This is a genomic window from Ferruginibacter sp. (genome assembly GCF_028288465.1).
Lineage (GTDB): Bacteria > Bacteroidota > Bacteroidia > Chitinophagales > Chitinophagaceae > Ferruginibacter.
The window spans coordinates 15,466-38,900 of sequence record NZ_JAQBNR010000034.1; the positions used below are offsets into that span (position 1 = coordinate 15,466).

Below are 23,435 nucleotides of genomic sequence, written 5' to 3' on the forward strand. Positions count from 1 at the left end.
CCTTACTATTAATTTGGTATGCTAACTGTCAATATGCGCTGGGTTCAGGATAATTTTTTGATGCATCGTCCAGCACCAGCACCCAGTCACTACCGCGGCCCACAGAGGTTGGTGTAAATTCTTTGCTGCCGGTATTGTCAAACTCACCCAATGCGATGGCATATCCATCTCTTGGATTAAACCACCAGCCACGCAATTTCGGGGCGGCTAATTTGGAAGTATTCACGGTTGTCTTTCTGCCATAGGGAATATACACCATCATAAAATCTTCAGCAGACGACACGGCCGCCATTTTGTATTCCAGCCCTTCGGGATTATTACCGGCAATAGCCGATTGATCCATCACCAGTTTTTGCCATTTGCGTTTTTCAAACATACGCCGCATGTAGCCTACCTGGTAGGCACCCCGGTAATTCATAGCTACATGCCAGTTGGTGCGTGCATTGTTGATGGGTTCCCGTTTCTCTGTATACATCTGCCAGATATTGTGATCGCCATACGTATGTCCTGCACCGCCGGATAGCATGTTCCAGTAAGCTGCCTCCCTTGTATCAAAATCATCCATCCAGCCTTTCTCGCCGGGATTCCAGTCATTGGGATGATCTTCATAATTGGGTTCAGCATTTAGATGCGGTTTCGCATTTTGCAACGTATAGGCTCTGATATTAGTTTTATAATCGGGGTTGCCCACTTTATGGCCCGTCTGCGACATATGAAAATCAATCCATGCATCGTCAGCAAAAAAATCGTAGGAGCTTGAACCACCGCTGGGATGATACGTTAATAAATGTTTGTTTTGATCCACAGATTTAATACCGGCTGCCATGGCCCTGATAATGGCAAAGTGTGTTTCATTTTTGGGGATGCGATCACCTCCTAATACCCACACAATGGATTTATTCAGATATCTTTTTGCCATCCACGCACCAAATACTTTTGCATTTTCGGGAGTAAAAATTTCAGGGCCTGTACCCCATTGATCTTTGTACCATTTATCAGCCCAGGTTGGCAACAGGGCGATGATAAGCCCATTTTTCGCTGCTTCATTTATTATAAAATCAACGTGCCTGAAATAGGCTTCGTTGGGTTTTGTGGGATCATTATTAATTAAAGGTTTAGCCCCATAAGCGTTGGGCGTATTGAGCCCATCCAGCTCTGCCAATGCAACCGCCTGTATTACCGTAAAGCCTTTATCAGCCCGGTTTTTAAGATATTCGATTGCTTCTTCCCTGGTAAGGCGGTGAAACAATTCCCATGCAGTATCACCCAGCCAGAAAAACGGCTTACCATCTTTTTTTAAGAGATAATGTTTATCGGCACTCACTTTAAGTTGTGCAGTAACAGAAAATGTCAGTAAGTTTATAAGGAACAAACTCAGCAATCGTTTCATATTCATAGGTCATTTAAAGTAAAAAGTAAAAAAGTAAAAACTTTGCCTGCTGTTTGAAAGTTACTGATTTAATCATTTGACATTAATAAATAAAACATTCTTATTTTAAACTTCCGTCAAATCACATTATTTCCGCAACGATAAATCCTGTTTTCGACTTTTTAATTCTTAATTCTGGCATCCCCTATCTTATCCATGCAGTTTCACCCGCAGCACAATATCATCCGCTGTAATATACAGCACATCTTTTGTTTCATTAAAAGCGCAATTGGAAGTTTTTCGTACATACACTTTTATCAGGCCCAACAATTTGCCGGCCGGCGAAATAATATTTATGCCATCAGGACCGGCACTGAAAATATTGCCATACTTATCCAGCTTAAATCCATCAGCACCTTGTTTTACAGCGGCTCTAATTTTTAAGTCAGTTCCATCAAGCAATACGCCACCACTTTTAATATCGCCGTTTTCATCGAGGTTATAGGCAAACCATTTCGGGTGTGTATCCTCGCTGCTGGCAACATACAAATTTTTTTCATCCAGCGACAAGGCGATGCCGTTGGGATTGGGAATAGAGTCTATCAACAAACTCGTTTTGCCGGTTGCATCAATTTTATACACGCCTTCAAATTTTAATTCTCTTGTCGGATCGTTGGCTCCTTTTGGTAAACCATAAATGGGATCAGTGAAGTAGATATTGTTTTTACTATCGGCCACTAAATCGTTCGGACTGTTGTATTTTTTTCCATTGTAATTGGCTGAAAGTACTGTAAAATCAGGCTTTGGTGAATCAAGCGGGGTGTTTAATCTTACTACCTGCCGGTTACCGGACTGGCATAAAAGTAATCTTCCTTCTTTATCCAGCGTAAGGCCATTGGCGCCATCTTCGCCGCCATCGCGTTTTGTGGCTGCCGTGTAACCTGATGGCGTTAAATACAATTTTGTAGTATCACCGGCCTTCCATTGAAATATTTTATTTTCCGGCACATCTGTAAACAACAACATTTGTTTGGCTGCAATCCAAACCGGCCCTTCACTCCAGGTGAAGTTTTTTCCAATCACTTCCAGTGTGGCGTTACTGTCAATTAATTTAATAGCACTGCTGTCGTAAATTTCTATTTTACCAATTGCACTGTCAGGTGTTGCTGTCGTTTTATCAGCTGGTTGATTGTTGCAACTATACACGCCGATGGCACACAGCAAAACTGAAGTGAAGAAGATATTTTTCATGATGGCCTATTTTAGCAATGATAAATTTATAGATAATGATTGAAAATAAACGCCTGCCCGCTGATCAGCGCTTCGTCTGCATTTTGCTGCCGGCATATATTTTGCAAACCCAATGCATTCATGGCTACCAGGTATAAATCAAGCAATACACCTTCTGATACAATTGTTACTGCCGCATATTTTTTTTGCAACAAATCTTCTAGCTCGGCGCCAATCAGCAGGCCACTTAAATACTGGTAATTTTCTGCTTTATCCAATACAGCAAACAACTGGTTGGTGCGGATATGAAAAATAGCATTGAGTACATTACTGTCAACCGAATCCTGCACACCTTTTATAAACCATGGGTTGTTTACAGTAACAGCACCGGTTTCCACCGATGCTGCCAAAATACTCTTTGTTCGCAGCAGGTCAAACAATTCTCCGGTCATGTAAGTAGCAATATTTATTACCAATCCATCGTGCACCATGACATGTTTGGAATGTGTTCCCGGAAAAACAAACAGCTCTTCCTGTGCAGTATCTTCAATACTGCAGCCAACCAGGATGGTTTCTTCTCCCCGCATTACATCATTGCCGGAGCGAACACCAGACACAACGATCAGGTTATGCCGGAACAAATCCGTAGCCGCAATAAAGTGCGTCTCAAGCTCAGCTTTTTTGATATAAAACGGAATGGGTTTATATGGCAATTCTATCATCCCAATGGTAGAAGAAGCCATGCCTGAAATTACCACTGTTACTTCGTTTAATGTAAGCCCTGCCTGCGCTTCCAGTTCTTCAATAGGTTTCAACAGGCAATTGGTATAAAACAACATCCTGTCACCATCGCCGGAGTCTTTCCACAAAGCATGAGTAGCAGCAATTCCTTGTGCAGAGTGGTTTTCGGCCAATACTTTTTTTGTACCGCTTTCAATCAACCGAAGCCTGAAAGAACTCGTACCCCAATCGCAACTGATAAAATATTTCATTACTTTTTTTAATGTATGTTACACAAAATTAGCTGTCAGCTTTATTAGTGTAATACGGTTTCGATGTCTGAAATTGTTTGTATGCGTTCCACCTTGCCTACCAAAAATATATAGCACAATGCGCCGGTAATGCCCAGTCCACCAATGAATATCAATGCAGGTTCAAAGCTGCCGCCTTTTACCAGGTAACCAATGATCAATGGAATAAAAACAGCTGCCAGGCCGCCGATAAAATTAAATACGCCGCCTGTTAACCCAAGCAAATGCGTGGGTGCCAGCGTAGATACAAATACCCAGGTAATGGAGGCAAAACCATTTCCAAAAAATGCAATGCACATAAACAAAATAGTCAGCGCCGGGCTGCTGACATAGTTGGCTCCGATGATTGCGGTAGAAAGCAAAAGGCCTGTCACCACTGGTATTTTGCGGGACAAGCTTGCAGACACGCCTTTCTTAATCATATAATCAGATAAAAAACCAGCCAGCAAAATACCGGCGAATGCGGCAAGAAAAGGCACCGATGCCAGGAAACCGGACCTGATAAAATTCATGCCCCGGTATTTTACCAAATAAGTGGGAAACCAGGTTAGAAAAAACCACATGGTACCGCCAAGTGAAAACTGGCCCAGGTAAATACCCCATAATTTTCTATGACTGAATACTTCTTTCAAATCGCTCCAATTAAATGGAGCTGGTGCTGGTTTATTATTTTTATTTTTCCGGTTGATAAGGCCGCCGCCTTCTTCAATGTATTGGAGTTCCGCCTCATTTACCGTCTGGTGTTCAAGCGGATCCCGGTAAAAAAAATACCAAGCAATCCCCCACACAATACCAATAACACCGGTGATGATAAATAAGCCCTTCCAGCCGGTACAATATTCCAGCGCCGTTAACGCGGGCGCTAAAAATGCCAGCCCTACAAACTGGCCGGATGTATAAATTGCAATGGCTGTGGCCCGTTCTTTATCAGGAAACCAGCTGGTAACAATGCGGTTATTGATAGGGTAAGCCGGCGCTTCAAAAACCCCCACCAGCATACGCAAAATAAACAAGCCAATAAACCCCGCTGCAAAGCCCTGGGCAATAGTTACAGCCGACCAGCACACCAAACTAAATGCATACACCAGCCTGGCACCATAACGGTCAGCCATGATACCGCCGGGTATCTGCAAAATAGCATAGGTCCATCCAAATGCAGAAAAAATATACCCCAACTGCACAGGTGTCAATTTAAGGTCCGACGTGATCATCGTAGCCGCAACAGAAATATTACTGCGATCCATATAGTTGATCACCACATTTACAAAAATGGCGGCCAGTATGGTGAATCTTACACGTGTGGGTTTTTGCATCGGGTGAAAAATCAAAATTCAAAAGTCAAAAGTCAAAATTGGTTACTAACAAGCTAATTAGGCTTATAAAACGATCACTCCGTTTTTATTAATTCAAAGGTCAAAAGTCAAAATTGGCTTCGGGCAAATCGGTTAGACTTTATATACCGAAGAATCTTTTTTTGCTTTTTTACTTTTGAATTTTTACTTTCCTTAAACTTACAACTTATTACTTTCAACTCTCTTCTTACCATTCCGCCACACTCCCATCCGGATGACGCCACAAGGGGTTGTGCCAGTTATGTCCTTCCTGTTCCATTTTTATCACATAGGCCTCGTTGATTTCGATGCCCAGACCCGGCCCGGAAGGAATTTTTACAAACCCATTTTCATAATCAAAAACAGAGCGGTCGGTAATATAATCCAGTAAATCGTTGCCTTTATTGTAATGAATACCCAGGCTTTGTTCCTGTATAAAAGCATTGTGGCAACTGGCATCTACCTGCAGGCAGGCAGCCAGCGCAATGGGCCCCAGCGGGCAATGAGGCGCTGCCGCCACGTCAAACGCTTCCGCCATCGAAATAATTTTTTTACACTCTGTAATGCCACCGGCGTGTGATAAGTCCGGCTGAATAATATCGACATATCCATCTTTCAGCAAATCTTTAAATTGCCAGCGGCTGAACATTCTTTCGCCGGTTGCAATGGGGATGGAAGTTAGTTGCGCAATGTCTCTCAATGCTTCATTGTTTTCGGGCAACACCGGCTCTTCAATAAACATTGGGTGAAACTGTTCCAGTTCTTTCGCCATCACTTTTGCCATTGGTTTATGCAGCCTGCCATGAAAATCAATACCGATGCCAATGGTATTACCTACCGCATCTCTCACACTTGCCACGCGGCTTAATACACGTTCAATTTTATCATAGCTATCTATATATTGAAGTTCCTCCGTTGCATTCATTTTAACTGCCGTAAACCCATTGGCTACAGCCTTTGCAGCTTCATTGGCTACGTCGGCAGGCCTGTCGCCGCCAATCCAGGAATATACTTTTATGCTATCCCTTGCTTTGCCACCCATCAGCTGGTAGATGGGTGCGTTAAAAAACTTTCCCTTGATGTCCCAAAGCGCCTGGTCAATACCGGAAATCGCACTCATTAAAATGGGGCCGCCGCGGTAAAAGCCGCCACGGTACATTGTGTTCCAGTGATCTTCAATGTGCATCGGGTCTTTGCCCACCAGGTTTTGCATCAGTTCCTCAACAGCCGATTTTACAGTGGCGGCTTTGCCTTCAATAATCGGCTCCCCCCAACCCGTTATGCCTTCATCGGTTTCAATTTTTAAAAACAACCACCGCGGTGGCACCTGGAACAATCTGTATGATAGAATCTTCATAAATATGAATTAACTGTTTAATGCGGTAATTAATTGTTGGGCTTTGTTGGTAAGCGTAATTAAATAGGTTTCATCTATAGTGGCCTTGCTGTTTACCAGTGCACTGCCAATGCCAAATGCAACAGCACCGGTGGCTGCAAAGGTTTTTATATTACCGGCGTCAATACCACCCGTTGGCATTACCCGGATATGATTGAGTGGCGCTAAAATATTTTTGACATAGGCTGCATCAGGAGCCGGAAAAACCTTTACAATATCCGCCCCGTTATTATGGGCCGTTAAAATTTCCGTTGGCGTATAAGCGCCGGGAATACTAATTCTGCCAGCGTCCCTGGTAGTTTTAATCACGGCAATATCAAGTGCCGGTGATATTAAAAAAGCAGCACCGGCTGCAATGGCATTGTTGGCATCGCTTACATTTAACACCGTACCGGCACCTATCAGCATCCTGCCTTTAAAAGTTACACTTAATTCTTCTATCAGTGGTAAAGCAGCTTCTGAGTTCAATGTCACTTCAAGCAACCGGATACCGCCGGCATACAACGCTTCGGCTATACGCACGGTTTCTTTTGGCGGCATGCCGCGAAGAATGGCTACTATTTTATGATCGAGCAGCTGAGATAATAGTTGCATATAATTTGAGATAATAATTTTGTTCCTGGTTCAAAAAAGTTAACAGCATCAAATATAAACAAGGAACATTGAATTCATTTTTTTTATAAAAGTACCTTTATAATATAAACTGTAAACAAAAGGCAATACAGCGTTGCATATTATTAATGCCTTTCTTTTCTTTGCTGATTTTATGTAAAATTTCCGGGCTTTATTTGGGTGCAATCAGGCATTTTATTTTATCTCCTGAATTACCTGTTTACTATTTTATTATTTTTAGTAATACTTAAATGATTGTTATGAAAAAAATGTGTTTGCCGCTTCTGCTTTTTTTATGTCAGATTCTGCTGGCACAACAGCTATATCAAATGCCGGAGGGTGTGCAGCAAAGTACCATCAGCAGTTTTGAAAATATCAATGGCATCAAAAATGCCGGTGGAAAAACGAATAACACAGGTAAGGGTAATGCCTTTGAAGATCTGAAAGCAGGCGCTTCAAAAACATTGCTGAATGTACAGGGCGCGGGTATTATTCAGCGGATGTGGTTTACGGTGAGAGACCGGTCGCCCGAAATGTTGCGCAGCATGCGCTTGCGTATGTACTGGGACAACAGTTCCAAACCCGCTGTAGATGTACCTTTCGGCGATTTCTTTGGTTTTGGTTTGTCCAAAATGATCCAATTTGAATCGGCGCTTTTTTCAAGTCCTGAAGGCCGGTCATTCAATTGCTATATTCCTATGCCCTATAAAACTGCCGCCAAAGTGCTGATCACAAATGAAAGCAGTAATGATATAGAACTTCTTTTTTTCGACATCGACTTTGTAAGTCTTGTAAAACCTGATCCGAAGGCACTCTATTTTCACGCCTACTGGGCCAGGCAAAAAACTTCTGCCCTCGGCAGCGACTTTGAATTTTTACCTGCCGTAAAAGGCAAGGGAAGATACCTTGGTGTAAACATGGGTGTAAATGCAGACAAACGGTATGCAGACACCTGGTGGGGCGAAGGCGAAGTAAAAATCTATAAAGATGGCGACGATAAACTGCCCGGTTACAATGGCACCGGTTCGGAAGATTATATTGGTACCGGCTGGGGACTGGGTACTTTTACCAATATGTACCAGGGAGCAACCATTGCCAACGACAGCACCAAACAATATGCGTTTTACAGGTTTCATATTCCCGACCAGGTATTTTTCAACAGTAGTTTCCGCGGCACCATTCAGCAGATTGGTGGCGGCGATCTGGAACTGGTAAGAAAACTGATCAAAGAAAACGTTCCCTTAAAACCAGTAACGGTACAATCAGAAGCAGGCTTCAATAGATTACTGGATAATCCGCTGGATATAAATGATGCAGCGTTTCCAAAAGGGTGGGTTAATTTTTACCGGGTAGATGATTACTCTGCCACTACTTATTTTTACCTGGATAAACCTGTTACCAATTTAGCGACGTTGCCCGATGTAAGTGAACGGATTAAGTAAAGTTTTTTTCTGCAAAACCAAAGCCAGATAATGACATTGCCTGGCAGCAATATTCAACAGCAGCAATACGTAAAGGTTGCGGCTGCTTAAAGTATTGTGTGGAGTTAATTCTATTCCCTCATTATGATTATGTCATCAACCACTTTTTCCAATGGCCCATGCCCTACTGTCTTAAATAATACAATTCCGCTAACTTTATTTTCTTCTCCGGCCATTCCTCCTGTATAATACTATAGTAGGCGGAGTTCCGGCGGGTGTTGTTATCCCTTAGCATATCATTTCTAAAAATACCTTCCAACTGGCCGCCTATTTTTTCAATTGCCTTTCTTGACCGCACATTATTTTCGTCCGTTTTTAACTGCACACGTACTGTATTTAATTTTTCAAAACAATGTGTCAGCAACAGTAGTTTGCATTCGAGGTTAACAGGTGTAGCCCAGTAATCAGGATGCAACCAGGTGGAACCAATTTCAAGCTTCAAATTTTTGGGCTGCAGGTCCAGTAACGATGTACTTCCTATTATTTTATTTTCTGCCTTATGAACAATAACAAATGGAAACCTGGTTTCAACGTTCCGTTCAGCGAGGGCCGTAGTCAATACCGATAAAATTCTCGATGAGTCCGTACCGTCAAACGGATAAAATTGCCAAATGCGCTCGTCTTTTGCCAGTTGTTCCAATACCGGAAAATGCATTTCTTCCAGCGGAATTAAATTGACCGTTTGGCCTTGTAAAATGGTGGGATAATTTATCCAGCTGCTCATGCGGTTTGTATTTGTTTGACGGTCATTATTGCAGCTGCGAAGATAATCGCATAGCCAAATAATCATCTCTCAAAAAAGATAGTCTTAAAAAAGATAAATTTCTACCCTATAATGCAACCCTCATTAAAAATAAGTTGTCAGCTTTTAAAACGAAGTATATGAAAAAAAATACCCGGTATCTGTTACAGTCCCTGTTTGCGTTTACAGTGATTACGATCCTGTTTTCATCCTGCATAAAAGACACGCTCAAACGAACCCGAACCTATACCATGTATACCCCCGTGTACAAAGAAAGAGCAGTTGTGCTGAGCTCTATCAATAGCAATGCTTCAGAAGCCATTGACCAGGCAGGTAAAATTTATGTAAAGGATAATTTTATTTACCTCAACGAAGTCAACAAGGGAATTCACGTGATTGACAACAGCAATCCTGCCAGTCCGCAGCGGGTTGCTTTTCTTTCCATTCCCGGCAATACCGATATCGCCATCAAAGGCCACACACTGTATGCGGATATGTACAGCGACCTGGTTGCGGTGGACATCACTGATATTCATAACACCAAAATCACCAGTACAATCAGTAATTTTTTCCCTGGCCGTGCCCAGTTTTACGGCCAGGCTACCAACTTTAATGAAATGATTGTAGTTGACTGGATTAAGAAGGATACCACTGTGGAAATAAATGATTATGTTACTCCGCCGGTACCGGGTACCTGCAATGGTTGCTATTTTGCAACACTGTCATCATCGGCAGATGCAATCAAGTCTTCATCTACAGGAACCGCAGGCTCTATGGCGGGCATGGTGTTAATGAAAGATCATTTATATGCGATTACGGAAATGCATAGCCTGGGTATTGTAGATATTACCAACGAAACAACCCCAAAACTGGATACGAGTTTCTTCGCCGGCTTTGACCTGCAAACTATTTTTCCTTTTGAAGACAAATTGTTTCTCGGCTCAGCAATTGGCATGTTTATGTTTGATGTTAGCGACCCGGTGCATCCTGTAGCTGTTGGTGAGTTCTCTCACGGAAGGGCCTGCGACCCGGTTATAACTGACGGCCACTATGCTTATGTTACATTACACGCGGGCGACGGTTGCGGAGGCAGCTCCAACGAACTGAATGTAATTGATGTAAACGACTTAAAAAATTCAAAACTGGTAAAAACCTACCCGCTAACAAAACCCACCGGGCTTAGTAAAGATGGCGACCTGCTTTTTATTTGTGATGGCACCGATGTAAAAGTGTACAATGCTGCTAACCCTGCTGACTTGCAGCTATTGCAAAAGATAACAAGTAAAGATCCGTATGATGTTATTTCGGGAGATAAGAAAGCGATGGTGGTGTGTCCGGACGGCTTATACCAGTATGACTATAGTGACGTCAGTAACATCAGGCAGTTAAGTTTCTTTTCTATTAAAAATTAATTGTACCCCGTTTTATACATTAGCTAAGACGTGTCGCTAAAAAACAAATACCGGGCTATCTAAGCCCGGTATTTGTTTTTTTTAAGATTAAAAATATTGGTATTCATGCAAATTCTACTAACCTAATCCTTCATGGAAAAATTATTTCCGAATACAAATGCCATCGTACATCAGGCAGTATTTTAATGTGCTGTGGTTATTATTTTATCTGCACTATGCCCGGTGATACCAAAGGAAACAGCGTGAAGACTTTTGCATCGTGACCCGGGATGATGTATTTGTTATCAGAGGCCAGCGTCTTCATTCTTTGCATGGCTTTTACATACCCTGCCGGATCAAGTGTGCCTCCAACGGAGGGCGGCGTTAAATGCTCCAGGCTATAATATATCCAGATATTGTCAGATGCCAACACCATTTTTTTAGTGCCGGTATTCACCATAACATATTGAGAATTAAAAGTGTGTTTTGATCCCGTGTACACCCTGATACCTGGTATAATTTCTTTATTGTCTCCTTCAATCAATGTTAACCTGCCAGCCAGGTTTGCGGCGATAATTTTCAGCACATCCCTTTTATTAAAGCCACCGTTATTACCATTCTTTTGCCAGGCGGTTGCCACAAAATAATTGAAGTCTTCTTTTTGCATCCAGATTTGCGCATTGGGAAAAAGATCAATCCCGTCGATGTGATCCCAATGCGGATGGCTGATGATGATATCGGTAATATCGCCGGGCTTTACCCCGGTTTTTAACAGCATCGAATCCGGCCGGATATAATTGACAATACCAAACTCTTTCGCATCTTCAATACCACCTAAAAATCCTGCATCCAGCAAAATATTTTTGCCGTTTTTTTCCTTTATCAGCCATACCATAAAATCAATCGCCACACTATCGTGGTCCGGTCCTTTATATGCCCAGGCCGAAACAGGCGATGGTTGCGCTGTAGAAGCAAAGCGCAATGCATACACTTCGTACTTATCAGGCTGGCACCATGCACTAAGGGAAGTGGCCAGCATTACAAGCAATGCAAACAAGCTATTTTTCATTGTCTCATTTTTAAGCAATCAGGCGGCAACGCAACAGCAATACCGCGACACTCTTCTCGAATAATTGACCAGGCACCGATACTATACAACCCAGCTGCTTTGTAAAGCAATGGATGGCTATTGCGCACAGTCCAGTTTTGCTGCATATTTGCTTAGGCTGCCAAAACAGTCTATTCGAATGCCTGTATTTCCGTTTACCCAAACCCAGCTGAGTTTCATAAATACGGGATCTTTTTTGGGTATTTTTACTTCGTAATAATAATAGCCGGCGAGTGTTTTGCCATCGCACTTTTTAAGCAATTTTGCTTTAAAATCGTTTTTACCAAAAATACTGTCAATGGTAAATTTAGGCTGTAATTCAGGACTTAGCGGCGAGCTCACAATGCTGAAAGAAGTATAGCCACTGCGGGGGCCTTTCAGCATCACGTTCCATTTTACAGGTTGACCGGCCTGCATAAAACTGCGACCATTAATGGTGAGATCTGCGGTACCAATGCGGAAAAAATTAATGCTGGTATCGTCGCTCATGGTAATTTTATTTTCTTTCCATTTGACAGCAAATTTTTTGGGGTTGTCCACCGCCCAGTCGCCCACATTCTCATAACCGTTGGCATCCGTTACCAGGCTTTTAACAAGATCATACAATGTGGGTTTAGGTTGTTGTGCATACATGATCGTGGTGCAGCAAATAAAAAAGGCGCTTAAAAAAAGTTGCTTCATGTTTTTAAAGTTAAAACATTTATTGAATAGTTTCCGGTCTCCTATTCTTGCTTTTTACAGAATGAACTTTTTACTGAAAATAATTTTCTCACCAGCTTTTAAATGGCAATAAACCAGCAACTCGTACCGGATTTTAGACAATTCCGAAGTTGAAAAAGCATCCAGCAATTCCCTGGCATCTGCTGCCGGAATGCGGTATTCGTATTCGGCTCTTGTTGCTCCATCATTTTTGCCCTTTATTGTCAGCCAGCCTTCTGCGTCCGTTAGTCTTACGCGGATGGTTTTATTTACGTCTGTCAATAAATAACCCTGCCTGTATAATTGTCCCGCCCGCTTTTTTGTTGCGGCCCATTTTTCTCTGTCGACTAAAAACTTTCTTTCTATTTCCTGTGCCATAGATTTTATTACTTTTAAAACTGCCGCAACAAGGTAATGCCTTTCTTTGCAGGGCCCTTATTTATTGTTAAGTAACTTTGATCTGTATAAAACTTTTCTATGGACAGCTATCAACAAGAGGCGTTTGCTGAATTAGTGGTTTGGCAAAATAAGATGATCCGCCGTCCAACAATATTGAATAAGTTGGCCAGTACACTCCAAACAAAAATCAATAGCTGGATACCTGAAAAAATACATGTTGCCATTACGACTGTTATTAAACAGATGATCCGGGGTGTTTTATTTGGCGCCAAATATACTACCGCGGAACCTTTAACGGATAAATCGCTGGAAGTAAGGGAAACGGCCGTGCAGGAAAGAATTAAGGCTTATAGAAATACGGCTGCGGTAGAAGGTGGCATAACAGGTGCAGGTGGCATACTATTGGGCCTCGCAGATTTCCCGCTTTTAATTGGCATTAAAATAAAACTGTTGTTTGACATTGCAGCCTTGTACGGATTTGATGTGGCCAATTATAAAGAACGGGTGTACATACTGCACATATTTGAACTGGCTTTTTCCAGTCATGCCCATAGAAAAGATGTGTACCTGAAAATAGCTGATTGGGAAAACTATGCTGAAACGCTGCCCGCAAATATGGAAGATTTTGACTGGCGAAAATTTCAGCAGGAATACCGCGATTATATTGACCTCGCAAAGATGGCGCAGCTTGTTCCGGTGATTGGCGCACCGGTTGGTGTCATTGCTAATTATCAACTCATCAAAAAATTGGGGGTTACAGCGATGAATGCTTACCGCATGAGATTGTTTAAATGATAGCTTGTTTAAATCCGATCGTTATTCCGGCGCAGCCTATGCCTGCTTCTGGCGCAGGACTCTGTCCTGGTGACAGGCGTTACTACTGTTTTGCACAGTTGGGTACTAGTCCGATATAATTAAATCCTGCAACCCTTTTTCAGATGTAAAATAATCGGTTGCACTGCTCAGCTTCCAATGCCATGGCTCTGTTACAAACCCAGCCCCTACCTTCTGGCGCAGGACTCTGTCCTGTTGCCAGACGTTACTAGCGTTGCGAGGCGAATGCTACTCCAATATAATCAAGTCAAGCAATCCTTTTTCGGATGTAAAATAATCTGTCGCACTGCTCAGCTTCCAATGCCAGGGATCTGTTAGAAACCCAGCTCTTACTGGATTATAATGCGAATAGTCCAGCCGTTGATTGTATGCCAATGTTGAATCCAATAAAACAGGATGGTTTTCGTGTTCCCAAAACTTGAACCTGAAATTGCTGCTGCTTTTTTTACCCTCCGCCTCAAATGTATTCAGCATATGTTCCTTTCTGCTTTCTGCCGGGTTGTTGATGATGGCATCCATTAACTTCAATGCGGTAAAGCTTTTGATATTTCTTAATTTCAATGCAAGATCATTGTTTGTTTTGCATGAACTGATCATTTGCAAATGATTTGTCATCAGTACCCAGGCATGTACTTTAAGCCTCGGTTCTTTTGACAAAACCGAATGCTGTTCAATAAAATTTCCCGGTAAATATTCCGTGTAAAAACATCTGTCCAACCTGCTACTGTGGAGGTAGTAAAATAAACGCCTTGCTTATCGGTGAACTTGTATTTGGTACTCATCTTTTTATAATAAACTTACAAAAACGATTTTTCAATTTTCTGGATTTGTAAGCTGTTCTTCCAAACGATTTTAATCGTTGCTGTATTAACTAACGTGCAGACTTAGTTTTTGTTTCGAAGTGTATTCTGAAGGTCGTATTAGTAACGCCTGGCATCAGGACAGAGTCCTGCGCCAGATGGAGGGAACCCTGCGCCAGATGGGGTATCTTTACCCCTAGAGTAAATAATAAAAACTAAAGAAACCTGAGTCGATTATGAAGAATTTAAGGTCTTATTATATTTATTTTCTTTGCCTTTTTTCACTCCTTCTTTTATTTATGATAGGTTATTATAAATATAAAAAGGCGATTGATACAGTGAATTTTCATGAAAATGTAAAAGTAAGAATTTCAAAGGTTGTTTGTAGTGAGACTAATAACAGATACAATTACTTAGTATTCAGTTATAATGAAACAAATCATATTTTAAATGTTGGAATGAGAATTTGTGAGTCTTATAAAGTTGGTGATAGTGTAAACTTGCTATATAATAGAAATTACGATACATTTTATTCAAATGAAATTAATACTAGAAATGAAGTATGGGGAATGACTATTTCTGGATTTTTTTTCTTTATTGTATTAATTCAGTTGTTTTTTAAATGGCGTATTGGTAAGAGATTGAAATTACATTAAGCAACTGGCGCAGGGATGAGGCGAGGGAAATAGGACAGACTCCTGCGCCAGTTAGAGGTTTAGGTAACTGGTGCTTTGAGGGGCTTAATGCAAAGTATCTACAGGCAAAGAGCCACGCCGGCTTCCCCCTTCTTTTAATATTTAAAATACTACATCCTTTCTAATTTGCTTTGAGCTTGCTGTTTAAGTACCCAACAATGGTTATAAGGCATACTAACACTACAAGAGAAATAATGATACTGTTTGTGGTCCTTGCCGGTACATTATGGCTGCTTGCACCTGCAAGCCCCCAGAAAAGCAGGTCCACAAACGCCAATAAAATTAAAATAACACTGATAATATTTAATGCAGTCTTCGTCATTTTCGCTATTTATTTATAAAGCAATCTGAAGCCCTACAATCTTGATAGGTTCCAGTTTTCCAGTACACTTACCGACTTTGGGGAAGAGCTGGAAAAAGAACAACCGTACAAGAGTGCGACGCCAATGCAGCCGCACAAAGCTTCCCGGCCCGGACAATAATTATTTTATTACAAACCGGTAAGTGCCGGATGAAATATTGAGCTTTTCGGGCACTAGTTTTCCATCCAGGTAAACATGCTGGCCGGCTATTACGTCAAGCTGAACCGTTGCGCCGGAATCGGCCGGGATGGTGGCGGTGAATTCGATGGTTTGCCCTACCCTTTTCCAGAAAGAAATGATGGCGCCGTAAGGGCCGGTATGGCTGGCGGTAAAATGACTGAGGCCGCTAACAAAATGCGGCTCCAGTAGAATATTTTTAAAACCGGGATGAGTTTCGTCTGCCTTGATACCGCCGAGGCCTTTAAAAAACCAGCCGCCAATTTCGCCAAACATCATGTGGTTTAAAGATATGTCCCTTTCAGCTTGTATGTTCCAGTTTTCGTACAGCGTGGTGGCGCCGTTTACAATCCACCAGCCCCAGGAAGGATAGGTATCCTGGGCGGCTAATTTGTACGCAGTTTCGGCCTGGCCGTTATCGCTGAGTGCATTCAGAATGGCTTTGGCGCCTAGCACGCCCACATCCAGGTGCATACCGTCGGCCGCAACACGGGCAGCGAGATTGGCAGCCACTTTGCTTTTTAATTCCGGCGCCACAATACCCCATTGCAGGGCCATGCTCATTTCGGTTTGCAGCCCGCTGCCATAAATATTGGTAGTGGCATTAAAATATTTATCATTGATGGCTTTTTTAATTTTTGCCGCCAGCGCTGTATAGTACACAACGTCTTGGGACTTGCCGAATAATGCCGCGGTTTTGGCGAGTATGGTAGCATCAACAAAATAATAAATGGACGATGTGTATTCAAGCGGCGAAGAAGATTTTACCGGTACCCAGTCGCCACGGCCAAAAGTGGTTAGGCCGCCAGGGCTGATACTCTCCACATATTTCAGGTATTGTTTGATGTTGCCATAATTATCTTCCAGTGGTTTTTTATCGCCGTAAAATAGATAGAGGTTCCAGGGAATGATGGCGATGGTGCTCGTCCAGTCGGTACCGTTGGAAGTGCCATAGCCCCAGCCTCCGGTTGGAACGATGTCCGGTAGTACGCCATTGGGTTGTTGTTCGTCGCGGTGATCGGCCATCCATTTTTCATAAATGGTAATGCCATCGAAATTAAAGAGCCCGGTCTCCACCGCAAAATGACCATCCCCCGTCCAGCCATTTTTTTCCCGTTGCGGGCAATCGGTGGGGTAGCCCATCAGGTTACTCAAATACGAATTGTTGGTAGCCCACCACAATTTATTAATGAGCGGGTTGGAAGATTCGAGGCTGCCCACAGGCTCCACATCACTGTGCATAAACCAGCCGGTTACATCTTCCTTTGTGAGCGTGATGGGTTTGTTGCTGGTGATTTCCACATACTGAAAACCCTTGTAATTAAAGAGGGGCATAAACTGTAACGCGCCTTTGCCATTGAGCGTTACAATGTCGGTACCATAAGGATCCGTATCGTCTGTTGGGCGATAGTACACATCAATATTCGACATATCTACGTGGCCATTTTTGTACAGGCGCTCGCCATGCTTAATGCGAACGATGGTTCCATCTTCGCCGGTAAGGCTGGTTTGTGTAACACCAGCAATGTTCTGACCGAGGTCGAACACATAACAGGTATCACTGAATTTGTTGACTGAGCGGGCGGGTATTTTTGTAACGTTGCGGATTGGCCGCATCAGCTGGCTCGTAATTTTTTGCGATGGCGTAGCTCGAAGGGAAATTTCGCTCCAGGCAGTGTCGGTGAAATTCACTGTATTCCAACCAGGAATTTCTTTATGCGTATCATAATGCTCGCCGGTATAAATGCTATTGAATACAATGGGACCGCTGTGGGTTTTCCAACTGCCATCGGTAGCGATGGTTTCGGTACTGCCATCCATATAGGTGATACGGATATCCATACAAAAGGCAGGACGGGCACGCCAGGGCGCCCGGTCGAAATTCCATACGGCCATGGACTGGTGATTGTACCAGCCATTGCCCAGCAATAGGCCCACGGCATTTTTACCGGCCTGCAATTGGGCGGTAACATCGTAGCTCACATAGAGGTTACGCCGGTCGAAGCGGGTGTACATGGGATCAAGGCGATGGTTGCCTACTTTTTCGCCATTCAGGTACAATTCATACAAACCAGCGGCTGCAACGTAGGCCCTTGCTGATTTTACGGTTTTAGCTGCTGTAAATACTTTTCTGAAATAAGGCGCTGCGGCCGCATGAATGCTGTTATTGTCACTGATCCAGGTGCCTTTCCAGTTTTGCATGTTCATCATTCCGGTTTCGAAACTTGCGACTGCGCTGGGTGGCAACGGTTTACCAAGCTGGTTCCATAGCTGTACCTGCCAATAATATTTGGTAAAGGGCGCCAGTTTGGCGCCGCTCATGGTGATGATATTTTGTTTGAAATTATTTTTCTTAGAATCCCATGTGGTGGCCGACTGACGGCTTACAGCGGCGGAATCTGTACCGACGATGATGCGGTAAGCTGTTTGGGCGACACCCTTTGCGGTGTCTTCTATTGCCCAGGAAAGTCGCGGATTATCCATATCAATACCGATTGGATTTACGAGGTGCTCGCATTGAAGACGGGTAACTTTCTGGCTGTACACGTGGCTACTGATGGTAATAGCAGCAATCAAAAACAAAGCCTGCAAAGGCAGCAATTTTACAAAACGCATGGTAAGGTTTTAAGGAGAAAAAATTTTAAGTAAATTAAAACTAAATGAGCAAAGCGAAAGCTATTTTTTGTTTCACACAACGGGCACAAAGGATACAATGTCGACAAAGTCAGCTATAAGCTGACTTAATTGATTGGTATGCCAAACCAGGTAGTCTTTTTTTCATAGAAGAGGGATTTGCGTTTTGCTTTTGGCCGGCTAAAATAATGGGCCAGGAATTCCTGTTGCTCTTTTACCTGGACATCTATTACATCCATGGATTTTGTCAGCTGCGTAATCAGTGCGGCGGCATTGGCATCCGGGTTACTGATTTTTTGAAGTTTATTTTTAGCGGCTTTCAATTTGTTGCTGGCCGTATCCATCATTTGCTGAATTTCTGCATCTTGCTTTAGCGGTGTAAATTGATTGTTCCAATATTGCAGGTAGGTATTGAGCAGGAATACGCCATCATTGTAATCTGCTACGGCTGAATTGTACAAATCAACATCTTTATTGCGGTTGTAATTTTCTATTTCTGCGTTAAAATGTTGCAGCCGGTCAAAGGTGAGCGCATGCTGTACGCCATTACTTTGTATACGGCGGCAGGCTGCTTTTAACTGTTCTATGTGATCCAGCTTTTCATATTGCTGCAATGTATCTGTAAAATTAAAAAATGGTTTGGAATGATTTTCGGCAGTTCGCTCTTCCATAAATTCCTGGCTGGTAACCGGGTAATTTAAAAATTGCCAGAGCGGATCAAAAGGCATATGCGACTTGATCAACGCAGAAGGCTTCGCCATATAAAACCCGTTGTTGATCTTTTTTACAAACTTTCTGTTGGTAAGATAACCCGAACCCCAGGTAGGGTCGAAGAGCCACCAGGTGCTGTCAACATAAGCGGCACACCAGGCATGTGGAATATAATCTGTAAAACCATTTTGCTTTGTATAGCCATCTACCACAAAAGATTTTATGCCAGTCTTTAAACAAATATCATTAAATAGAGCGGCAAAGTTTTCACAAATTCCCTTGCGGGTTCTAAGCGGTTTGCTGATCCGCTCATCTTGCTGGCCATAAAAATTAATGGCAAACATATTTTCAGCATCGTATGCAATGTTGTTTACAATCCAGCTAAAAATGGCCCTTGTTTTTTCCTTATCATTTGTAAAATTGGCATTGATATAAGATGCAATGCCTTGTGTTGTGGCTGTTGCTGAATCTGGTATTTGCAGCATCTTTTTGTCTATGGCTGCAAACTGTCCCTGCGCCGTAGTTTGAACTGCAAGCGTACCGGTAAACAACAGCAGGATCAGGACAAGTTTAATTTGTTTCATACTTGATACAGGCACCTTAGTTAAAAAAGTAAACAGCCAATTCGGGACATGCCCGTTTGAATTCTAAAGATAATGGGTAAAAATAAATGAAGATCACTATTACCGCAATATTTTACCCGTGCATGCACCCATATACCAATTACTTAAAAGCCCCCATTAATCAATGGGGGCTTTTAAGGCGATATTTTTTGCGTTTGTTTTTTCCAGCGAATTAAAAATCGCAGAATGATTCAACTTTATTCTCAGTTACTCATTGGTAATATCCGTACTGGTGCTGTGCCCGTCGGTTTTATAGATGTAATGATCTTTTTTATTCTTAATGAATGTTGACTTGAGTTCCTTGTGCAGGTTGGCAGCCTGTTTCTTACCATTTACAACCAGCTCTTCGCTGTTTAATGTAAATGAAAGCTGGCTTCTGTCTGTAACAATCCCTGCATCAACCAGGCGGTTGATAATATCTGTAACCGCGTCATTTTTTAAAACCGGCAGGCTAAGATTCAGTTTGTTTAACACGTTTTGCGAGAATTGTTTTTGCAACTGCAGTTGCTGATTTCTGATGAGTTGCAAATTGTGATTTAGCTGCAGTTTGTTTTGCAGGTTGAGCTGATTTTTCAGTAACAGCTTTGATTTTCCGTCTGCATATCGATGCTCATTTTCCAGCTGCTCGAGTTGCAGTTTCAGTTGTGTGTTCTGTTCAGGATCGTATTCAGCGTCAACCAGGCTTTTCGCTTTATCCTGCAGTAACTGTTGCTCACTTTTTAACTCAGCCAGTTGCTGACTGAGCTGGTCATTTTTTTCAAGATTGAATTTTTGTTCTATCAGCCGCAGGTCTTTATTTGTCATTTTCAATTGCTGTTGTTGCAACAATTTCAATTGCCTGTTCAGGCGAACACTGTTTTGCAGTGCGAGCTGGCGCTGGCTTTTTTGCTGCGTCTTTTGCGAAGCAAGATCATGTTCTGCCTGTAATTTACCCTGTAAAAGGGCGCTGTCTGACTGTTGTAATACCTCCTCCTGCAGCACCAGCTGATGGTCTTCCTCTAGCTCTTTCTGTGACTGTTGTAATTTAAGCGCTTGTTGCTTCTGTAAAGCATTCAGTACCTGTTCGCGGCGGCCGCTTTCTATTTCGTCAACCATCTTTTTGTAATCAATGAAGTTTTCTTTGCCTACTGCCAAATCATTCACCTTCAGTTCACTGATGGTATCATTTGTTGTTGTATAGCTGTATTTTTTTCCGTCGCTGCCCAAGGCTGTTACCGTGCTGGTTTTCTTATTGCCATCGTAATTATCGTTAGCTGAAATATTTTTAAAACTGATCCCCTTGCCCGGCACAGTATCGTTTGCAGAGGCCAGGCTTGCTTCGTTATCACTGGTTGATTTTATCTCATTACTTGTGCTGTTAAAGGGTATAAAGGCTGTTTGCTTTGCTGCAGGTACAATGTTTTGTTTCGGGACAAAAGCGAATGCGGTTGCTGCAACCACCACCAGCATGAGCGTTATTTTCTCCATGGCATTTAATTTTTTATTTTCATTTGTGAGTATTCTTTTGGCACGGTTGAGCAGGCTGTTAGTGTTGCCCAATGCCAATGCATATTGGTGTTCTTCAAATTCTTTTTCTTTAAAACTGATCAGCGCTTCCAGGTACAATTTTTTGTCGGCGTTGTATTCCAGTACAATGTCATCACAGCAAGCTTCTCTTTCTTCATGTATCAGGGATGAAAGCCAGCGGACAAACGGATTAAAGAAGAAAACGGCTTCCACCAGCCTTTGCAACAGGTTGATTAAAAAATCCTGGCGCCTGATATGTGCCAGTTCATGCACCAGCACGGTTTCTGCCTGTTCAACAGAAAGCTGCGCAAACATGCCGACCGGGACCAATATGACTGGTTTTAAATATCCCAAAACAACAGGTACTCTTACCCGGATAGATTCTTTTATTATCACTTTGGTGTGCATGCCAAGCAGGCTTGCCAATGTGTACAATCTTTCCTTCCAATCCTGCGCTGCTTCCATGGCACCGCCGGACCGGAGCTGCCAGGCATACCGCAGCCCGGTAAGCATTTTTATACAATTGAACAGGAAGACGATCGCCCAGAAAGCCGTGATGTAACCTGCATATTGATCTCCCAAAGAAATAAATGGCTGAAATAATGTTTGCCCGCCATTGGGCGCCTGCTGATAACTTACAGCATCCCCAGACGTTGTACTGGTTGAAAGCCTCACCGGTTCGGCACCGGCCTGGCCGTTACCGGACAAATCGTTTGTTAATCCTGGTTGATTCAAAAACGTGATCAGTGCCATGACAACAAAACAAGCAAACAATATTGTAAGCAGGTTATACCGAACTACTGCTTTGGAACGCCTCGTGGCCAGTACAATGCAGCCCGCAATGGCGGCCGCAACCAGGCCCTGCCAAATGGAGTGAAGCAAGGTCCAGCAAATGGCTTTTACGAGGCCGGATGAAATAAAACCAAATAGGAATAGCAATTTCATAGCAGGTGCATTTATTTGTCAGCATCGTATTTTTTAAGCAACTCCCTGATGGCATCCAGTTCCTTTTTGGATGTTTTTTTGTTGCCGAGCAACTGCATCATCAGGCTGGAAGCAGATCCATTGTAAAGCGAATCCACAAAACGGTTCAGCAGCTGTCCCTTCACTTTTTCTTCCGGGTGCGCCGGGTGATAGACGTGCTTCATATTGCTTTCATCCCTTACTACAAGTCCTTTTTCTGTCATGATCTGCATCAGCTTTAGGGTGGAAGTATAATTGACTTCCCGCTTTTGTTGATTCAATGTATCATTTACAAAGCGGACCGTTGACGGACCGTGCTGCCACAATACCTGCAATATTTCCAGTTCAGATTTGGTGGGTTCAATGTTGTTATTTTTCTTTTCCTGTTTCATCAACTAAAGTTAGGAATTTTTTCGTACGAACAAATATTGATTAAAATATTTGTTCGGAGTACTTCTATAAACAAACTTTCAGGTTATAAATAAAAGAGGCTCCGTTGAAATTAACGGAACCTCATACGATCAGTAAAAAATGAGGCTGGCAGATAACTTAATTAAAACCGCACATATTTTTGGATGGTTCCATCAGAAGGAATGTACCCGTCATAAATGGTGAGTGTATCTTTTACAATTTCAACATACAGTTTGCTGTATGGATCATCTTTCAACCTGATAAAATCCATGTACCTGCCTGTTACATGTGACGTATCCTTACCGGTTGTATACCTCCCGCTGTCGATCACGGTATATGCCGGCGCAACTGAATTCGCGGTAAACTTATATGCTGAATCCGTAAACTGGTAAGTATTGCCATTACCCGGCTCAAAGACCGGATTACAGTTGGGCGTTTGGCATCCATATAAAATCCGTAACTCCCAGAAACCTTTTAGCGAAGCTGAGTCGGTAACTATATAACCGGAGCTCATCAATTTATTTTTTAGGGGGCTTTTATTTTCTTTTTTACAGCCTGTTATTACAAGCATGATACAAGCCACACAAAACAAAGGAATGATGCATTTCATAAACGCGTTTTAATTGTATGGCTGACCGCCAACATAAGGAAAGGGTTGCATGGGAGGCCACACATTTCCTGCCATCAGTTCTGCAATCATTCCGAAGCCCTTTTAGCATTACACAGCTTCTATTATTATCAGTGTTTTTTGTTTTTTTTATAAAGCAGACCAATATACCGTTTCGTATTTTGCTGCAGTGACAGGATGCTTTCCTGTCCCGAGTCCCACAATCCTTTTCCCTTTCGTATTGTCCGCAACACTTTATCCTGATCAAAATAAAACCGGCCTTCATATGCAGGAATCAATTTTTTGTAATCCGTCTGGCCGTT

Annotated in this window: 21 protein-coding genes; 3 read left to right on the forward strand and 18 right to left on the reverse strand. The window is 42.5% G+C overall.

From position 1 onward, the window contains the following. Window positions 1–28 precede the first annotated feature (28 nt). The 6 genes from JWR61_RS14870 to JWR61_RS14895 all read right to left on the reverse strand — a co-directional run bounded on the left by JWR61_RS14870 (window position 29) and on the right by JWR61_RS14895 (window position 6,951). Complete coding sequence (locus JWR61_RS14870; protein WP_301928550.1) at window positions 29–1,390, reverse strand: glycoside hydrolase family 140 protein; 1,362 nt, start codon at window positions 1,388–1,390, stop codon at window positions 29–31. A gap of 189 nt (window positions 1,391–1,579) precedes the next feature. Beyond that, the gene (locus JWR61_RS14875; protein ID WP_301928551.1) at window positions 1,580–2,620 is read right to left on the reverse strand and encodes an SMP-30/gluconolactonase/LRE family protein; all 1,041 of its coding nucleotides are present in this window, start codon (window positions 2,618–2,620) and stop codon (window positions 1,580–1,582) included. Between the two features lie 26 nt (window positions 2,621–2,646). Further along, on the reverse strand, window positions 2,647–3,591 hold the full coding sequence (locus JWR61_RS14880; protein ID WP_301928553.1) for a 2-dehydro-3-deoxygalactonokinase: 945 nt from the start codon (window positions 3,589–3,591) through the stop codon (window positions 2,647–2,649). Window positions 3,592–3,635: 44 nt separating this feature from the next. Then, window positions 3,636–4,943, reverse strand: coding sequence for an MFS transporter (locus JWR61_RS14885; RefSeq protein WP_301928554.1), 1,308 nt, complete (start codon window positions 4,941–4,943; stop codon window positions 3,636–3,638). 226 nt (window positions 4,944–5,169) lie between these two features. Then, a complete protein-coding gene (dgoD, locus tag JWR61_RS14890; RefSeq protein ID WP_301928555.1) occupies window positions 5,170–6,318 on the reverse strand; it encodes a galactonate dehydratase in 1,149 nt (382 codons plus the stop codon). Between the two features lie 9 nt (window positions 6,319–6,327). Beyond that, on the reverse strand, window positions 6,328–6,951 hold the full coding sequence (locus JWR61_RS14895; protein ID WP_301928556.1) for a bifunctional 4-hydroxy-2-oxoglutarate aldolase/2-dehydro-3-deoxy-phosphogluconate aldolase: 624 nt from the start codon (window positions 6,949–6,951) through the stop codon (window positions 6,328–6,330). A 278-nt stretch (window positions 6,952–7,229) separates the two neighbouring features. Between JWR61_RS14895 and JWR61_RS14900 the strand changes: the two genes are divergently transcribed. Continuing rightward, the gene (locus tag JWR61_RS14900) at window positions 7,230–8,411 is read left to right on the forward strand and encodes a glycoside hydrolase family 172 protein (protein WP_301928557.1); all 1,182 of its coding nucleotides are present in this window, start codon (window positions 7,230–7,232) and stop codon (window positions 8,409–8,411) included. A 163-nt stretch (window positions 8,412–8,574) separates the two neighbouring features. On the opposite strand, the gene JWR61_RS14905 is transcribed toward JWR61_RS14900, so the two are convergent. Beyond that, complete coding sequence (locus JWR61_RS14905; RefSeq protein ID WP_301928558.1) at window positions 8,575–9,174, reverse strand: GNAT family N-acetyltransferase; 600 nt, start codon at window positions 9,172–9,174, stop codon at window positions 8,575–8,577. Window positions 9,175–9,332: 158 nt separating this feature from the next. On the opposite strand from JWR61_RS14905, the gene JWR61_RS14910 reads away from it, so the two are divergent. Continuing rightward, complete coding sequence (locus JWR61_RS14910) at window positions 9,333–10,604, forward strand: LVIVD repeat-containing protein (RefSeq protein WP_301928559.1); 1,272 nt, start codon at window positions 9,333–9,335, stop codon at window positions 10,602–10,604. A 199-nt stretch (window positions 10,605–10,803) separates the two neighbouring features. Here the strand turns inward: JWR61_RS14910 and JWR61_RS14915 are convergent, their stop codons facing one another. From JWR61_RS14915 to JWR61_RS14925, 3 genes are all read right to left on the reverse strand, one after another. Beyond that, a complete protein-coding gene (locus JWR61_RS14915; RefSeq protein ID WP_301928560.1) occupies window positions 10,804–11,652 on the reverse strand; it encodes an N-acyl homoserine lactonase family protein in 849 nt (282 codons plus the stop codon). A 117-nt stretch (window positions 11,653–11,769) separates the two neighbouring features. After that, window positions 11,770–12,372 (reverse strand): hypothetical protein, encoded by a 603-nt coding sequence (locus JWR61_RS14920; protein ID WP_301928561.1) that lies wholly within the window; start codon window positions 12,370–12,372, stop codon window positions 11,770–11,772. 54 nt (window positions 12,373–12,426) lie between these two features. Beyond that, on the reverse strand, window positions 12,427–12,768 hold the full coding sequence (locus tag JWR61_RS14925; RefSeq protein WP_301928562.1) for a CYTH domain-containing protein: 342 nt from the start codon (window positions 12,766–12,768) through the stop codon (window positions 12,427–12,429). 99 nt (window positions 12,769–12,867) lie between these two features. On the opposite strand from JWR61_RS14925, the gene JWR61_RS14930 reads away from it, so the two are divergent. Further along, window positions 12,868–13,584: an EcsC family protein gene (locus tag JWR61_RS14930; RefSeq protein ID WP_301928563.1), complete on the forward strand. Its 717-nt coding sequence runs from the start codon at window positions 12,868–12,870 to the stop codon at window positions 13,582–13,584. A gap of 267 nt (window positions 13,585–13,851) precedes the next feature. On the opposite strand, the gene JWR61_RS14935 is transcribed toward JWR61_RS14930, so the two are convergent. The 8 genes from JWR61_RS14935 to JWR61_RS14970 all read right to left on the reverse strand — a co-directional run. Beyond that, entirely contained in the window at window positions 13,852–14,220 is a 369-nt protein-coding gene (locus tag JWR61_RS14935; RefSeq protein ID WP_301928564.1) for a hypothetical protein, read from the reverse strand. 1,019 nt (window positions 14,221–15,239) lie between these two features. Next, the gene (locus JWR61_RS14940; RefSeq protein ID WP_301928565.1) at window positions 15,240–15,440 is read right to left on the reverse strand and encodes a hypothetical protein; all 201 of its coding nucleotides are present in this window, start codon (window positions 15,438–15,440) and stop codon (window positions 15,240–15,242) included. 160 nt (window positions 15,441–15,600) lie between these two features. Beyond that, complete coding sequence (locus tag JWR61_RS14945; RefSeq protein WP_301928566.1) at window positions 15,601–18,273, reverse strand: alpha-L-rhamnosidase; 2,673 nt, start codon at window positions 18,271–18,273, stop codon at window positions 15,601–15,603. Between the two features lie 125 nt (window positions 18,274–18,398). Further along, window positions 18,399–19,586 carry a transglutaminase domain-containing protein gene (locus tag JWR61_RS14950; RefSeq protein WP_301928567.1) on the reverse strand — a complete coding sequence of 396 codons (1,188 nt, stop codon included), beginning with the start codon at window positions 19,584–19,586 and terminating at the stop codon, window positions 18,399–18,401. Between the two features lie 246 nt (window positions 19,587–19,832). Next, complete coding sequence (locus JWR61_RS14955; protein WP_301928569.1) at window positions 19,833–22,076, reverse strand: M56 family metallopeptidase; 2,244 nt, start codon at window positions 22,074–22,076, stop codon at window positions 19,833–19,835. Window positions 22,077–22,087: 11 nt separating this feature from the next. Continuing rightward, entirely contained in the window at window positions 22,088–22,486 is a 399-nt protein-coding gene (locus JWR61_RS14960; protein ID WP_301928570.1) for a BlaI/MecI/CopY family transcriptional regulator, read from the reverse strand. 161 nt (window positions 22,487–22,647) lie between these two features. Next, the gene (locus JWR61_RS14965) at window positions 22,648–23,115 is read right to left on the reverse strand and encodes a hypothetical protein (protein ID WP_301928571.1); all 468 of its coding nucleotides are present in this window, start codon (window positions 23,113–23,115) and stop codon (window positions 22,648–22,650) included. A gap of 128 nt (window positions 23,116–23,243) precedes the next feature. Continuing rightward, on the reverse strand, window positions 23,244–23,435 hold a 192-nt coding region (locus JWR61_RS14970; RefSeq protein ID WP_301928572.1), incomplete at its 5' end, for a hypothetical protein.

What these genes read in the sequence shown, in the direction of transcription:
- JWR61_RS14870 (WP_301928550.1), bottom strand. Translation starts at nt 1,390, where the DNA reads ATGAAACGATTGCTGAGTTTGTTCCTTATAAACTTACTGACATTTTCT.
- JWR61_RS14875 (WP_301928551.1), bottom strand. Translation starts at nt 2,620, where the DNA reads ATGAAAAATATCTTCTTCACTTCAGTTTTGCTGTGTGCCATCGGCGTG.
- JWR61_RS14880 (WP_301928553.1), bottom strand. Translation starts at nt 3,591, where the DNA reads ATGAAATATTTTATCAGTTGCGATTGGGGTACGAGTTCTTTCAGGCTT.
- JWR61_RS14885 (WP_301928554.1), bottom strand. Translation starts at nt 4,943, where the DNA reads ATGCAAAAACCCACACGTGTAAGATTCACCATACTGGCCGCCATTTTT.
- dgoD (WP_301928555.1), bottom strand. Translation starts at nt 6,318, where the DNA reads ATGAAGATTCTATCATACAGATTGTTCCAGGTGCCACCGCGGTGGTTG.
- JWR61_RS14895 (WP_301928556.1), bottom strand. Translation starts at nt 6,951, where the DNA reads ATGCAACTATTATCTCAGCTGCTCGATCATAAAATAGTAGCCATTCTT.
- JWR61_RS14900 (WP_301928557.1), top strand. Translation starts at nt 7,230, where the DNA reads ATGAAAAAAATGTGTTTGCCGCTTCTGCTTTTTTTATGTCAGATTCTG.
- JWR61_RS14905 (WP_301928558.1), bottom strand. Translation starts at nt 9,174, where the DNA reads ATGAGCAGCTGGATAAATTATCCCACCATTTTACAAGGCCAAACGGTC.
- JWR61_RS14910 (WP_301928559.1), top strand. Translation starts at nt 9,333, where the DNA reads ATGAAAAAAAATACCCGGTATCTGTTACAGTCCCTGTTTGCGTTTACA.
- JWR61_RS14915 (WP_301928560.1), bottom strand. Translation starts at nt 11,652, where the DNA reads ATGAAAAATAGCTTGTTTGCATTGCTTGTAATGCTGGCCACTTCCCTT.
- JWR61_RS14920 (WP_301928561.1), bottom strand. Translation starts at nt 12,372, where the DNA reads ATGAAGCAACTTTTTTTAAGCGCCTTTTTTATTTGCTGCACCACGATC.
- JWR61_RS14925 (WP_301928562.1), bottom strand. Translation starts at nt 12,768, where the DNA reads ATGGCACAGGAAATAGAAAGAAAGTTTTTAGTCGACAGAGAAAAATGG.
- JWR61_RS14930 (WP_301928563.1), top strand. Translation starts at nt 12,868, where the DNA reads ATGGACAGCTATCAACAAGAGGCGTTTGCTGAATTAGTGGTTTGGCAA.
- JWR61_RS14935 (WP_301928564.1), bottom strand. Translation starts at nt 14,220, where the DNA reads ATGATCAGTTCATGCAAAACAAACAATGATCTTGCATTGAAATTAAGA.
- JWR61_RS14940 (WP_301928565.1), bottom strand. Translation starts at nt 15,440, where the DNA reads ATGACGAAGACTGCATTAAATATTATCAGTGTTATTTTAATTTTATTG.
- JWR61_RS14945 (WP_301928566.1), bottom strand. Translation starts at nt 18,273, where the DNA reads ATGCGTTTTGTAAAATTGCTGCCTTTGCAGGCTTTGTTTTTGATTGCT.
- JWR61_RS14950 (WP_301928567.1), bottom strand. Translation starts at nt 19,586, where the DNA reads ATGAAACAAATTAAACTTGTCCTGATCCTGCTGTTGTTTACCGGTACG.
- JWR61_RS14955 (WP_301928569.1), bottom strand. Translation starts at nt 22,076, where the DNA reads ATGAAATTGCTATTCCTATTTGGTTTTATTTCATCCGGCCTCGTAAAA.
- JWR61_RS14960 (WP_301928570.1), bottom strand. Translation starts at nt 22,486, where the DNA reads ATGAAACAGGAAAAGAAAAATAACAACATTGAACCCACCAAATCTGAA.
- JWR61_RS14965 (WP_301928571.1), bottom strand. Translation starts at nt 23,115, where the DNA reads ATGAAATGCATCATTCCTTTGTTTTGTGTGGCTTGTATCATGCTTGTA.